The organism is Cereibacter azotoformans (assembly GCF_021391315.1).
Lineage (GTDB): Bacteria > Pseudomonadota > Alphaproteobacteria > Rhodobacterales > Rhodobacteraceae > Cereibacter_A > Cereibacter_A azotoformans.
The window spans coordinates 1,428,600-1,441,731 of record NZ_CP090021.1 but is presented as its reverse complement, the minus strand read 5'-3'; the positions used below and the strand labels follow the sequence as shown (position 1 = coordinate 1,441,731).

Genomic DNA, 13,132 nt, shown 5'->3' with positions numbered 1-13,132 from the left:
CCCCCGGCTGACAAGCGCCTCGGCCGCTATCGCCTTTCCCTTGCCCGGCAGTCTGCTAGAAGACAAGCCAAACCCGCGTGAGCCGGGATCGCAGACGGACCAGGGACCATGACAGAACGTTTCCGCCTCACCCTCGCGCAGCTCAACCCGACGGTGGGCGATCTTGCCGGCAACGTGGCGCTGGCCCGCAAGGCGTGGGAGGCCGCGCGCGCCGCGGGTTCCGACATGGTGGCGCTGACCGAGATGTTCGTCACCGGCTACCAGACGCAGGATCTGGTGATGCGGCGGGCCTTCGTGCGGGATGCGATGGCGGCGATCGAGCGGCTGGCGGCCGACTGCGCCGAGGGTCCCGCCATCGGGATCGGCGGCCCCTGTCTCGTGGGCGACCGGCTGATGAACGGCTACTGGCTGCTCGAGGGCGGGCGCGTCACCGCCACGGTCTTCAAGCATCACCTTCCGAACGGGGAGGTCTTCGACGAGAAGCGGCTGTTCTCTTCGGGCGAGGTTCACGGGCCCTGCCGGGTGGGGCCGCTGCGCATCGGCATCCCGATCTGCGAGGACAGCTGGCATCCCGACGTCTGCGAGACGCTGGCCGAGACCGGGGCCGAGATCCTGCTGGTGCCCAACGGCTCGCCCTATCACCGCGAGAAGCTCGACGTGCGGGTGAATCTGATGGTGACGCGGGTGGTCGAGACCGGCCTGCCGCTCGTCTATCTCAACATGGTGGGCGGGCAGGACGATCAGGTGTTCGACGGGGCCTCCTTCGTGCTGAACCCGCACGGCCGGTTGATGGCACAGCTTCCCGCCTTCGAGGAGGCGCTGGTCCATGTCGATTTCGAGGCGACGGACGAGGGCTGGCGCGCGCTGCCCGCGCCGATCGTGGCCCAGCCCGACCTGTGGGAGGCCGACTATCACGCGATGGTCGTGGGCTTGCGGGACTACCTGGGCAAGAGCGGCTTTTCGCGCGCGCTGCTGGGCCTGTCGGGCGGGATCGACTCGGCGCTGGTGGCGGCGATCGCGGCGGATGCGCTCGGCCCCGAGGCGGTGCGCTGCGTGATGCTGCCCTCGCGCTACACGTCGCGCCATTCGCTCGAGGATGCGGCGGCGGTGGCCCGTGCCCTGGGCTGCCGGCTCGACGAGGTGGGGATCGAGGGGCCGCAGGAGGCGGTGGGGGCGGCGCTCGGCCCGCTGTTCGAGGGCACCGCGCCGGGGATCACCGAGGAAAACATCCAGAGCCGCCTGCGCGGGCTGCTGCTGATGGCGCTGTCGAACAAGTTCGGCGAGATGCTGCTGACCACCGGCAACAAGTCCGAGGTGGCGGTGGGCTATTGCACGATCTACGGCGACATGAACGGGGGCTTCAACCCGATCAAGGATCTCTACAAGACCCGCGTCTTCCAGATGTGCCGCTGGCGCAACGCGCATCACCGGCCCTGGATGAAGGGACCTGCCGGCGAGGTGATCCCGCCGAGGGTGATCGACAAGCCCCCCTCGGCCGAGCTGCGCGAGGGCCAGAAGGACGAGGACAGCCTGCCGCCCTACGCCACGCTCGACGCGATCCTCGAGGGGCTGGTGGACCGCGAGGAGAGTGCGGCCGAACTGGTCGCCCGGGGCTTCGACCGCGAGACCGTGACGAAGGTCGAGCGGCTGATCTTTCTCAGCGAATGGAAGCGGTTCCAGTCCGCGCCCGGCACGCGCCTGACGCGGCGCGCCTTCTGGCTCGACCGCCGCTACCCGATGGTGAACCGCTGGCGGGACGAAAGCGCGAACTGACGGCCGGCGCCATCGCCGGCCAGCCGGAAGCTGCGGGTGCCTGTGGGTGGGGCGGGGCCTTTTGGAGGCCGGGCGGCGTTTGGCCGGGTCAAGGTTCGGCCGAGACGGGGGCGTCAGCGACGGGGCCGCCGGAGGCGGGGGCTTCGCGCCCCCGGCCCGGCCTGCGGCCGGGCTCCCCCGCGGGATATTTGGGCCAGAATGAAAGGCGCGTCAGACCGGGTGCGGGGCACAGGAGGGGAGCAGACGCTCGACATCCTCGGGGTGGCAGAGTTCGGTGGCCTCGGTGATGACGGCGGCGGCGGCGGCGGCGACGCCGTGGGCGAGGGCGGTCTCGGGCGGCGCGCCGCGGGCCAGTGCGAGGACGAAGGCGCCGACGAACGTGTCGCCGGCGCCGACCGCGCTGACCACCTCGACCGGCTCCGAGCGCGAGTGCCAGCGGCCGCGGGCGTCGGCAAGCACCGAGCCGTCGGCGCCCCGGGCGATGATCACGCATCCGGCCACGCCGCGGGCCACGAGGGCCGAGGCGAAGTCCGCGGTCTCGGCCACGCTGTCGAGTGGTCGGCCGGCGAGGCTCGCCGCCTCGCCATCGTCCATCCGCAGGATGTCGAGATCCGGCACGCCCCCGGCCGCGAGATGGGCGAGGGGGGCGCCCGACGTGTCCACCAGCAGACGCGCGCGCTGGCCCAGAAGGTTCGACACGAGGGCCGGGAAATCGGCCGGAACCCCCGGCGGCAGCGAGCCCGAGAGGACCACCATGCCGCCCTTGGGCACGGCGCGGTCGATGCGGGCGAGGGCGGCCTCGACGCGGGCGGGGCTCCAGCGGGCGCCGGGCAGCATGAAGCGGAACTGCTGGCCGGTGCCGGTCTCGGTCACCGTCAGGCTCTCGCGCGTCTCGCCGGGGCCGGCGAAGGCCACGATCTCGATGCCCGCCGCCGCTATCAGCGCCGCAAGCCGCCCCCCCACGTTGCCACCGAGCGCCACGAAGGCGGTGCTCTGGCCGCCCAGGATGCGGATGGCGCGGCTGACGTTCAGCCCGCCGCCGCCCGGATCGACCCGAGGCTCGGTGCAGCGCAGCTTGATGCCGGGCAGCACCTGCGGCACGTCGGCGGCAAGGTCGATCGCCGGGTTCAGCGTCAACGTCAGGATGGGGATCATGGCTCGGTTCCCGTTTTGGCCACAGTGCCAGAGCCGCCCGCCGGGCACAATGCCGCGTTGCGGCGGCGTGGACGGGGCCGCGGGCCGGGAACCGGGGACGGGGGCCCCCGGTTGAGGCGGGCGACCCGGAAGGAGGAATCCCATGCCCGTCAAGCTTGCCATCCTGTTCTACTCCACCTACGGCACGAACCACCGCATGGCGCAGATGGCCGAGGAGGCGGCGCACGACACGGGGGCGGAGGTCCGCCTGCGGAAGTTCGCCGAGACCGCGCCCGCGTCGGTCGTGAACGGGCAGGACGCCTGGAAGGCGCAGGTGGAGCGCATGGCGGACATTCCCGAGGCGAGCCCTGAGGACATGGAGTGGGCGGACGCCTACCTCTTCTCGGCCCCCACACGGTTCGGACAGGCGCCGTCCCAGGTGCGCGCCTTCATCGACACGCTGGGGCCGCTCTGGGCGCAGGGCAAGCTCGCCGACAAGGCGGTGAGCGCGATGACCTCGGCGCAGAACCCGCACGGCGGGCAGGAGGCGACGATCCTTGGCCTCTACACCACCTTCCTGCACTGGGGATCGGTGATCGTCGGACCCGGATATACCGACCCGGTCCTCTACAAGGCGGGCGGCAATCCCTACGGCTACAGCCACACGCAAGGCGCGGATTTCGACGACACCGCCCGCGGGGCCATCGCGCATCAGGTGCGGCGGCTGGTCGCCATGACGGAAAAGCTCAGGGGCTGAAGCCTTTGGCATGCGCCACGAACCGGAGGGCTCAGCCCTCCCGCCGCGCGAGCCTGTAGCTGCCTTCGGGAAGGTTCAGCGCCGCCGCGAGGTCGCGCACCTGCCCCATCGACAGGGTGAGCCGGACCACCTCGTCCCGGCGCGGATCGACCTGCTCAAGAGTCACCACATCCTCGAAGGCCGAGATTGTGACATCCTCCTGCAGGTAGGATCCGCCCTCGTCGATGAGGGTGATGACGGTCGCATCGAAATCGTGCTCGATGGTGAACATGGGTCGATGGTAGGCCAGCCGGCCGCGGACCTCAAGGGCCGCCGCCCGCGGCCGGCGAGAGGCTGCACCTTTGCGTGACAGCCTCTTCCTCCCGCCCTCGGTTCTGCTAAGGTCCGCCCCGGAAACGAGAGGGGTAAGGAATGCTGCGGTTCGCTTTTGCCGCCGTTCTACTGGTTCTGGCGGGCTGCGCCGCGCCGATGGGGCCGCAGGCGACGGGTGGTCTGCCGGCCTTTCCGTCGGCGCCCGATCCGGGGCCGTTCCTGACCGAAGGGGATGCGCAGCGCGCCTTTCCGGCGGTGCTGGCCCGGGTCGAGCCTGTGGCGGAAGCCATCTGCCTCGAGCGCACGCGCGGCGTGCCGTGCGACTTCCAGATCACCGTGGACGCGCGGCCGGGCCTTGACCCCAACGCCTTCCAGACGCTCGACGCGCAGGGCAGGCCGGTGATCGGCCTCACGCTCTCGCTGATCAGCAGCGCGCGCAACGTGGACGAGCTGGCCTTTGTCGTCGGCCATGAAGCCGCGCACCATATCCTCGGCCATATCCCGCGCCAGCGCGAGACGGCGTTGACGGGGGCGGTGCTGGCCGGTGTGCTGGCGCAGATGGGCGGGGCCGACGAGCAGACGATCCGTTCGGTGCAGCAGTTCGGCGCGAACGTGGGCGCGCGCAGCTATTCCAAGAATTTCGAGCTTGAGGCCGACGGTCTGGGCACCGAGATCGCGATCCGTGCGGGATACGACCCGGTTCATGGCGCGCAGTTCTTCACCCGGCTGCCCGATCCGGGCGACCGCTTCCTGGGCAGCCATCCTCCGAACGCGCAGCGCATCGCCCTCGTGCGCCGGGCCGCCGAGAGCTTCGGATATGTCAGCACCCGCTGACGCTTGATCTGCGTCATGGTGAGACAGTGGCCGAAGCCGGATGTTCGGCGCACAATCGTTCCTGAGGAGGATCGCATGATCGGTTATGTCGAGGCGCCGCGGGCCTGGTCGCTTACGCGGGGCATGGCGCGGGTGGCGGGGGTGAACCTGCCCGACGCGGTGATCGAGGGCTGGCTGAGCCGGGCCGAACTCGCCGAGATGGTGGACCGCTGCCAGAGCTGCACCGCCTCGGAGGCCTGCACCGGCTGGTTGTCGCATTCCGGGCGCTCCACCGTGCTTCCGGCCTTCTGCCGCAACAAGGCCGAGATCGAGGCGTTGGCCTCCTGACGCGACCGGGCGGCAGGGAACATCCCCTGCCGCCGGTCGTTCCCTCCGGCACGGCTGCCCCCATCGGCAGCCCCGAAGGAGGACTTTCCATGACGCACCCCGCCACCAGCTCGAGCAGCATGGTCTCGAGCGCCGACGTGAATGGAACCGCCGTCTACAGCCCCAACGGCGAGCATCTGGGCCATATCGACCATCTGATGATCGACAAGGAGTCGGGTGTGATCGCCTATGCCATCATGGGCTTCGGCGGCTTTCTCGGAATGGCGGAGGATCATCATCCGATCCCCTGGAAGAAGCTGAACTACGATCCGTCGCTGGGCGGCTTCGTGACGGACATCACCCGCGAGCAGCTGGAGGGCGCGCCCGCCCGCGACGAGAACTGGCGCGACGACCGCAACTGGGGGGCCGCGACCTACAACTATTACGGCATCCCGCCCTACTGGATGTGAGCGCCCATCTTGCTGCCGGCGGGAAGCCGAGGCGGCCCGCCGGCCGTTTGGGCGGGTCCGGTAATCATTCGAGATCGGGGGCGATGGGCACCAGAAGGCGCCCGCGCACCTGACCTGCAAGGAATTTCGGCGCCGTCTCGATCACCTCGGAGAAGGGCAGTTCCACCGTCAGTGCCTCGAGCTTGTCGCGGTCCATCTCGGCGGCGAGCCGCCGCCAGGCCTCGCGCCGCCGCTCCTGCGGGCACATCACGCTGTCCACTCCGACGAGGCTGACCCCGCGCAGGATGAAGGGCGCCACATTTGCCGGCAGATCGAGCCCCGCCGCAAGCCCGCAGGCGGCGACGGTGCCGCCGTAGCGGATCATCGACAGAAGGTTCGCCAGAACCGATCCGCCGGCCACGTCGATGGCCCCCGCCCATCTCTCGCGCGCCAGAGGTCTCGGCTTGCCCGTCAGTTCGGCCCGATCAACGAGGCTGGAGGCGCCGAGGCTCTTCAGGAACTCTGCCTCCTCCATCCGGCCGGTCACGGCGGCCACGCTGTAACCCCGGCCAGCCAGCAAGGCGGTGGCGATCGAGCCGACGCCCCCGGCGGCGCCCGTGACCGCCACCTCGCCCGAGCCCGGCCGCACGCCGTTGCGCTCCAGCGCCATCACGCAGAGCATGGCGGAATATCCCGCCGTCCCGAGCGCCATCGCATGGCGCAGCGACATCCCCTCGGGCAGCGGCACGAGCCAGTCCGCGCGGACACGGGCGCGTCCGGCCAGGCCGCCCCAGTGCGTCTCGCCGACGCCCCATCCGTTCAGCACCACCCGGTCGCCGGGGCTGTAGCGCGGATCGCTGCTCTCGGCGACGATGCCCGAGAAGTCGATCCCCGGCACCATCGGAAACGACCGCACCACCGGCGCCTTCCCGGTCAGCGCCAGCGCGTCCTTGTAGTTGAGGGTCGAGTAGGCGATCTCCACCAGCACCTCGCCCGCGGGCAGCCGGTCAGCCGGGATCCGGCAGCGGGAGACACGCTGGCCCTCGCCGTCCTTCTCGATCAGGATTGCCTCGAACATGGGACCTCCGCAGGGCTGGGGAGGGCACGGCCTCCCGGCAGTGACGCAGCTTGACCTCCGGGGCCACCGTTCGGCCGCCCCGGAGCGGGTCTCAGAGCGACCCGGTCGCGGGTTCGGCGGCCGGTGCCGTGGCCGCGTCCGCCGGGGGCGGCAGGATGGGCGCGTCGGGAAGCGGGACGGGCTCTGGCGCGGGCACCGCCAGAGGTTCTTCCGCGAGCGGCTCGGCCGGCGCGGGCTGCGCCTCGGTTGCGGGCCCCTCGGCGGGAGGCGTCGTCTCCTCCCCGGCGGAGGGCGTCACCGCGGGCGTCACCGCAGCGGGCGCCCCGTAGGGCGAGAGCATCGGCAGGTTCGTCAGGCCCGACGGGATGGCCGGCGCCGGCCGCGCGGGTGCCGCGGCCATCGTCACGGGCTTGGCCTTCTTCGGCGGCGGAGGGGGCAGGGTGAGGCCGGTCGGCATCTTGCCGTCCTGCGTCATCACCACGACCTTCGCCCCGTCCGGCACGCGCTCGAACAGGTCGATCACGTCCTGATTGATCATGCGGATGCAGCCCGACGAGGCGTTGTGCCCGATCGAGTTCCATTCCGGCGTGCCGTGGATGCGATAGCCGTAGTCGCGCCCGTTGGTCTCGAGGTACAGCGCGCGGGCGCCGAGCGGATTGGTCGGGCCCCCGGGCTGTCCCTTCTCCCACCGGGCCAGTTCCGGCTTGCGCTCGATCATCTCCGGCGGGGGTGTCCAGGTCGGCCAGTGGCGGCGGTTGGCCACGACGGCCGTGCCGGACCACTGGAAGCCCTCCTTGCCCACCGCGATCCCGTAACGGATCGCCGTGTCCTCGCCGGTGATGAAATAGAGCACCCGCTCCCTGGGATTGATGACGATCGTGCCGGGCGGCTCGTTGCTGGTGTAGGCGACCGACTGGCGCTGATACTGGACAGGCACCCGCTCGGTCGGGATCGCGGGCAGCTGGTACTTGCCGTCCGCCCGGGCCGCGTAGGCACCCTCGAAGAGCTTGGGCTGCGGCGCAGGCTCCTCGATCCTTGTGTTCACCGTGGCTGCGTCGGGCACGCAGCCTCCCAACATACCCGCCGCGATCACCGCGGCTGCAAGTTTCCGTCCGATCAGTTCCATTCCACCGTCCTGCCCCGCGCCCGCCTTTTCCGGCAGGCCGTCTGTCGGCGAGGGTAAACCACTCAGGCGCAATGGTCAAAGTCCGACAGCGGAAGACGGCCGTCGGGCCCGGCCGCCGCTGCGCCCTCCTTACGCTCGGACAGGGCGCGCCGGCCTTGTGGGATCGCGTGCGCGCCCCGAAGTCCCTGCGACGGGTCATCCTGCCTTGCGGGCGGCAGCGCCGGCGCCGGGGGTTCGATGCCCCCGGCGCCGGCACCTCCGCACCGTCCTGCCGGGTTCAGGTGACGGCCGCCCTCTGCCGATAGTCCTCGCGGTCCCAGAGCCGCCCCTCCATCACCTCCGACAGGATCGCGGCGGCGCGCACCACCTCGGCCGGCCCGATGTAGAGCGGGGTGAAGCCGAAGCGCAGGATGTCGGGCGCGCGAAAATCGCCGATCACGCCGCGGGCGATCAGCGCCTGCATGATCGGATAGCCCTCGGGGTGGCGGAAGCTGACCTGCGAGCCGCGGCGCGCATGATCGCGTGGGGTGGCGAGTGCAAGTTCGGGGCAGCGCGTCTCGACTTCGGCGATGAAGAGGTCCGTCAGCTCCAGCGAGCGGGTGCGCAGGCGGGCGAGATCCACGCCGTCCCAGACATCGAGCGCGGCGTCGAGCGCCGCCATCTGGATCACGGGCGGCGTGCCCACGCGCATCCGCTCGACCCCGCGGCCGGGGCGGTAGGCCAGGTCGAAGGCAAAGGGCGCCGCGTGGCCGAGCCAGCCCGACAGCGCCGGCACCGCCCGTTCGCCGTGACGGGGCGCCACATAGATGAAGGCCGGCCCGCCGGGGCCGGAATTCAGATACTTGTAGGTGCAGCCCACCGCAAAATCGGCGCCGTCCTCGGCCACCCGCACCGGCAGCGCGCCCGCGGAATGGGCGAGATCCCAGATGGCGAGCGCGCCCGCCGCATGAGCCTTCGCGGTGATCGCCGCCATGTCGTGCCGCCGCCCCGTGCGATAGTCCACCTCGGTCACCATCACGGCCGCCACCTCGTCGGTAATCGCACCCTCGACCTCCTCGGGCGCGACGAGCCGCAATTCGCGGTCGCCGAGCATCCGGCAGAGTCCCTCTGCCATGTAGAGGTCCGAGGGAAAGTTGCCGCTGTCCGACAGGATCACCCGCCGGCCCGGGCGCATCTCGCAGGCCGCGGCCAGCGCCTGGAAGACCTTGATCGAGAGCGTGTCGCCCAGCACCACCGTTCCGGGCTCGGCGCCGATCAGCCGGCCGATCCGGTCGCCGAGCCGGCGCGGCATCTCCATCCAGCCGGCCCGGTTCCAGCCCGTCACCAGCATCCCGCCCCATTCCTCGGTGACGCAGGCCGCCACGCGCGCCGCCGCGGCGCGGGGCAGCGGGCCAAGCGAGTTGCCGTCGAGATAGATCACGCCCTCGGGCAGGTCGAACATCGCCCGCGTCGCCTCGAAATCGGTCATCGCGCCCTCCATGATTGCGCGACGAGGTAGCGGCAAAAGGCGCAGGCTCGCAAGCCGCCTCTGCTCTTTGCGCGGCCGCCCGGCCGTGGCATGAGGGGCGCGACCCCAAGGAGACCGCATGAAGCACCTCGACCTGCCGCCGGCCTGGCTTCTACTCTGCGTGCTCGCCGCGCTCACGCTCGACTGGCTGGTGCCGTTCGGGATCTTCGGCCTGCCGGGGCGCGTGGCCGGGGTGGGGCTGGGAATTGCGGCGCTCGTGATCGCGGGGCTGGCCGCCCGGCGGATGCGGCGCGCCGGGACGACCGTCATGCCGCACAGCGCACCGTCCGCCCTCGTGACCGACGGTGTCTTCTCCTTCAGCCGCAATCCGATCTATCTCGCCGACGTGCTGATCCTGCTTGCGGTGCTGCTCTGGATCGACGCACCTCTCGGCCTGCCGCTCGTGCCCGTCTTCATGTGGGTCCTGACGCGGCGCTTCATCGAACCCGAGGAGGCGCGTCTGGCCGCCGCCTTCGGTCCGGATTACGAGGCCTGGACGGGCCGCACACGGCGCTGGCTGTGACGCAGCGGCAACGGGTCCGATGGACAAAAACTGCAACTTGCTGCAAGGCGGCAAGCGCCTTGCGCAATTTTCTTGCGCAATGTTAAACAGGCGGGCCGGCGAACGCCCGCCGGAGCCGCGAATAGGGGGATAATCGGTGAAGATCGGAGCACCCAGGGAAACATTCGAGGGTGAGGCCCGCGTCGCGATGACGCCGGACTCGGCCCTCCAGCTGCAAAAGCTCGGGCATCACTGCGTGATCGAGACTGGCGCGGGCATGAAGGCGGGCTTCTCCGACGAAGCCTATGCCGCCGCCGGTGTCGAGGTGCTGCCCTCGGCCCGTGCGCTCTTCGAGGCGGCGGACATCGTCGTCAAGGTGCGGGGCCCGGAACGGCCCGAGGCCGAGATGCTGCGCCGCGGCCAGACGCTGATCTCGTTCTTCTGGCCCGCCCAGAACGCCGAGCTGCTCGAGCTCTGCAAGGACAAGGGCGCCACCGTCGTCGCGATGGACATGGTGCCGCGGATCAGCCGCGCGCAGAAGATGGACGCGCTGTCGTCGATGGCCAACATCTCGGGCTATCGCGCGGTGATCGAGGCGGGCAACAACTTCGGCCGCTTCTTCACCGGACAGGTGACGGCGGCGGGCAAGGTGCCCCCGGCCAAGGTGCTGGTGGTGGGGGCGGGCGTCGCGGGCCTGGCCGCGATCGGCACGGCCGTGAGCCTCGGCGCCATCACCTATGCCTTCGACGTGCGCCCCGAAGTGGCCGAGCAGATCGAATCGATGGGCGCGGAATTCGTCTTCCTTGAATTCGAGGAGGCGCAGGACGGCGCGGCAACCGGCGGCTACGCGGCCCCCTCGTCCCCCGAGTTCCGCGAGAAGCAGCTGGCCAAGTTCCGCGAACTGGCCCCCGAGGTGGATATCGTCATCACGACGGCCCTGATCCCGGGCCGCCCGGCGCCGAAGCTCTGGACCGAGGACATGGTCTCGGCGATGAAGCGCGGCTCGGTCATCGTGGACCTTGCGGCCGAGCGGGGCGGCAACTGCGACCTGACGGTGCCCGACCAGAAGATCGTCTCGCCCAACGGCGTGACCATCGTGGGCTACACGGACTTCCCCAGCCGGATGGCGGCCCAGGCCTCGACGCTTTATTCGACCAACATCCGCCACATGCTGACGGACCTCACGCCGAAGAAGGACGGCGTCATCGACCACAACATGGAAGATGACGTCATCCGCGGCGCGACCGTCACCCATGCCGGCGCGATCACCTTCCCGCCGCCGCCGCCGAAGGTGGCCGCGATCGCGGCCGCGAAGCCGCGGGAGAAGGTGAAGGAGCTGACGCCGGAAGAGAAGCGCGCGGCCGAGCACAAGGCCTTCCGCAAGCAGACCATCAGCCAGGTCACGATGCTGACCGTGGGCACGGCGCTGCTGCTCTTCGTGGGCAACTACGCGCCGCCCTCGTTCATGGCGCATTTCATCGTCTTCGCGCTGGCCTGCTTCGTGGGCTTCCAGGTGATCTGGAACGTCTCGCACAGCCTGCACACGCCGCTGATGGCCGTCACCAACGCCATTTCCGGCATCGTGATCCTGGGCGCGCTGTTGCAGATCGGCTCGAGCAACTGGCTGGTGGTCATTCTGGCCGCCATCTCGGTGCTGATCGCCACCATCAACATCGTTGGCGGCTTCCTGGTCACGCGCCGGATGCTTGCCATGTTCCAGAAGTCGTAAGGAGCCCCCGATGAGCATCGGACTGACATCCGCCGCCTACATCGCCGCGGCCATCCTCTTCATCCTCTCGCTCGGCGGCCTCTCGGGGCAGGAGAGCGCGAAGCGCGCCGTCTGGTACGGCATCGTCGGCATGGCGCTGGCGGTCGGCGCCACCGTCTTCGGGCCGGGCGTGGGCCATTACGTCGTGATCGGTGTCATGGTGATCGCCGGCGCCGTCGCCGGCGCCTATGTGGCCAAGAAGGTCGAGATGACCGAGATGCCGCAGCTTGTGGCGGCGCTCCACTCCTTCGTCGGCCTTGCCGCGGTCTTCATCGGCCTGAACGCCCAGTTCGAACTGGCTTCGGTCGTGAACATGCAGCAGGCGGGCGCCGACACCGCGGTTCTTGCGGGCTTTGCCGAGGTTCTGGCCCACAAGACCCCCGTCGAGATCCTGATCCTGAAGGTCGAGGTCTTCCTCGGCATCTTCATCGGGGCCGTGACCTTCACCGGCTCGGTCGTGGCCTTCGGCAAGCTCGCCGGCAAGATCGACGGCAAGCCGGCGAAGCTGCCGGGCGGACACGTGATCAACGCCGCGACCATCGTCGCCTCGATCGCGCTGCTGGTGGTCTATTTCAACGCTCCGGCCGGCACGGCGGCCTGGACGCTGCTGCTGGTGGCGCTGATCGCGGGCTTCCTCGGCTGGCACCTGATCATGGGCATCGGCGGCGCCGACATGCCGGTGGTCGTGTCGATGCTGAACAGCTACTCGGGCTGGGCCGCGGCCGCCATCGGCTTCACGCTGGGCAATGACCTGCTGATCGTCACCGGCGCGCTGGTGGGTTCCTCGGGTGCGATCCTGTCCTACATCATGTGCAAGGCGATGAACCGCTCGTTCATCTCGGTGATCCTCGGCGGCTTCGGCGGCACGTCGGGCCCCGCGCAGGAGATCGCGGGCGAGATGATCGCCATCGACGCCGATGGCGTCGCGGCGGCGCTGAACGACGCCGACAGCGTGATCATCGTGCCGGGCTATGGCATGGCGGTGGCGCAGGCGCAGGGTTCGGTCTCGGAGCTGACCCGCAAGCTGCGCGCGCGCGGCAAGTCGGTGCGCTTTGCGATCCATCCGGTCGCGGGCCGTCTGCCGGGGCACATGAACGTGCTCTTGGCCGAGGCCAAGGTTCCCTACGACATCGTGCTCGAGATGGACGAGATCAACGAGGACTTCCCCTCGACCGACGTGGCCATCGTCATCGGCTCGAACGACATCGTGAACCCGGCCGCGCAGGAAGATCCGAACTCGCCCATCGCCGGGATGCCGGTGCTGGAGGTCTGGAAGGCCAAGCAGGTGTTCGTCTCGAAACGGGGGCAGGGCACGGGCTATTCCGGCATCGAGAACCCGCTGTTCTACAAGGAGAACACGCGGATGTTCTACGGCGACGCCAAGAAGAGCCTCGACGCACTGCTGCCGCTGGTCGAGTGACCCCTTCGGCCGAAAGGTCCGCGCGCGCTCCGCTCTGGCGGGGCGCGCTGCTTTTTTGGGCAACCCCCGCCCGGCGGACAGGCTGGCCGGAGCGGCGGCGGCGCCCTTTCGTACCCGTGACACGGCAGCCCCTTCCTGAACGCGCCTTGCCCGCCTAGCTTCTCCT

13 protein-coding genes are annotated in these 13,132 nt (G+C 70.1%); 8 read left to right on the top strand and 5 right to left on the bottom strand.

Annotated features, from left to right (window positions below):
• Positions 1–108 precede the first annotated feature (108 nt).
• On the top strand, positions 109–1,773 hold the full coding sequence (locus tag LV780_RS07220) for an NAD+ synthase (RefSeq protein WP_108220222.1): 1,665 nt from the start codon (positions 109–111) through the stop codon (positions 1,771–1,773).
• Between the two features lie 210 nt (positions 1,774–1,983).
• Here LV780_RS07220 and LV780_RS07215 read toward each other — a convergent pair whose 3' ends face one another.
• Positions 1,984–2,928 (bottom strand): 1-phosphofructokinase family hexose kinase, encoded by a 945-nt coding sequence (locus LV780_RS07215; RefSeq protein ID WP_011908614.1) that lies wholly within the window; start codon positions 2,926–2,928, stop codon positions 1,984–1,986.
• 142 nt (positions 2,929–3,070) lie between these two features.
• On the opposite strand from LV780_RS07215, the gene wrbA reads away from it, so the two are divergent.
• Complete coding sequence (gene wrbA / locus LV780_RS07210) at positions 3,071–3,664, top strand: NAD(P)H:quinone oxidoreductase type IV (protein ID WP_108220221.1); 594 nt, start codon at positions 3,071–3,073, stop codon at positions 3,662–3,664.
• Positions 3,665–3,695: 31 nt separating this feature from the next.
• Here wrbA and LV780_RS07205 read toward each other — a convergent pair whose 3' ends face one another.
• The gene (locus LV780_RS07205; RefSeq protein WP_011908612.1) at positions 3,696–3,935 is read right to left on the bottom strand and encodes a hypothetical protein; all 240 of its coding nucleotides are present in this window, start codon (positions 3,933–3,935) and stop codon (positions 3,696–3,698) included.
• 140 nt (positions 3,936–4,075) lie between these two features.
• Here LV780_RS07205 and LV780_RS07200 point away from each other — a divergent pair, with 140 nt between their 5' ends.
• From LV780_RS07200 to LV780_RS07190, 3 genes are all read left to right on the top strand, one after another.
• Complete coding sequence (locus LV780_RS07200; RefSeq protein WP_108220220.1) at positions 4,076–4,810, top strand: M48 family metalloprotease; 735 nt, start codon at positions 4,076–4,078, stop codon at positions 4,808–4,810.
• Between the two features lie 75 nt (positions 4,811–4,885).
• Positions 4,886–5,137, top strand: coding sequence for a DUF6455 family protein (locus tag LV780_RS07195; protein WP_011908610.1), 252 nt, complete (start codon positions 4,886–4,888; stop codon positions 5,135–5,137).
• Between the two features lie 89 nt (positions 5,138–5,226).
• Positions 5,227–5,586 carry a PRC-barrel domain-containing protein gene (locus LV780_RS07190; protein ID WP_011908609.1) on the top strand — a complete coding sequence of 120 codons (360 nt, stop codon included), beginning with the start codon at positions 5,227–5,229 and terminating at the stop codon, positions 5,584–5,586.
• A 64-nt stretch (positions 5,587–5,650) separates the two neighbouring features.
• On the opposite strand, the gene acuI is transcribed toward LV780_RS07190, so the two are convergent.
• The 3 genes from acuI to kynU form a co-directional block, all read right to left on the bottom strand.
• Positions 5,651–6,643, bottom strand: coding sequence for an acrylyl-CoA reductase (NADPH) (gene acuI, locus LV780_RS07185; RefSeq protein ID WP_108220219.1), 993 nt, complete (start codon positions 6,641–6,643; stop codon positions 5,651–5,653).
• Positions 6,644–6,734: 91 nt separating this feature from the next.
• The gene (locus tag LV780_RS07180) at positions 6,735–7,769 is read right to left on the bottom strand and encodes a L,D-transpeptidase (RefSeq protein WP_101341555.1); all 1,035 of its coding nucleotides are present in this window, start codon (positions 7,767–7,769) and stop codon (positions 6,735–6,737) included.
• Between the two features lie 277 nt (positions 7,770–8,046).
• Positions 8,047–9,237 carry a kynureninase gene (gene kynU, locus LV780_RS07175; protein WP_101341556.1) on the bottom strand — a complete coding sequence of 397 codons (1,191 nt, stop codon included), beginning with the start codon at positions 9,235–9,237 and terminating at the stop codon, positions 8,047–8,049.
• A 118-nt stretch (positions 9,238–9,355) separates the two neighbouring features.
• Between kynU and LV780_RS07170 the strand changes: the two genes are divergently transcribed.
• From LV780_RS07170 to LV780_RS07160, 3 genes are all read left to right on the top strand, one after another.
• Positions 9,356–9,799: a methyltransferase family protein gene (locus tag LV780_RS07170; protein WP_108220218.1), complete on the top strand. Its 444-nt coding sequence runs from the start codon at positions 9,356–9,358 to the stop codon at positions 9,797–9,799.
• A 136-nt stretch (positions 9,800–9,935) separates the two neighbouring features.
• Positions 9,936–11,507 carry a Re/Si-specific NAD(P)(+) transhydrogenase subunit alpha gene (locus LV780_RS07165; RefSeq protein WP_011908604.1) on the top strand — a complete coding sequence of 524 codons (1,572 nt, stop codon included), beginning with the start codon at positions 9,936–9,938 and terminating at the stop codon, positions 11,505–11,507.
• 10 nt (positions 11,508–11,517) lie between these two features.
• Positions 11,518–12,966, top strand: coding sequence for an NAD(P)(+) transhydrogenase (Re/Si-specific) subunit beta (locus LV780_RS07160; RefSeq protein ID WP_108220217.1), 1,449 nt, complete (start codon positions 11,518–11,520; stop codon positions 12,964–12,966).
• The last annotated feature ends 166 nt before the right edge of the window (positions 12,967–13,132 follow it).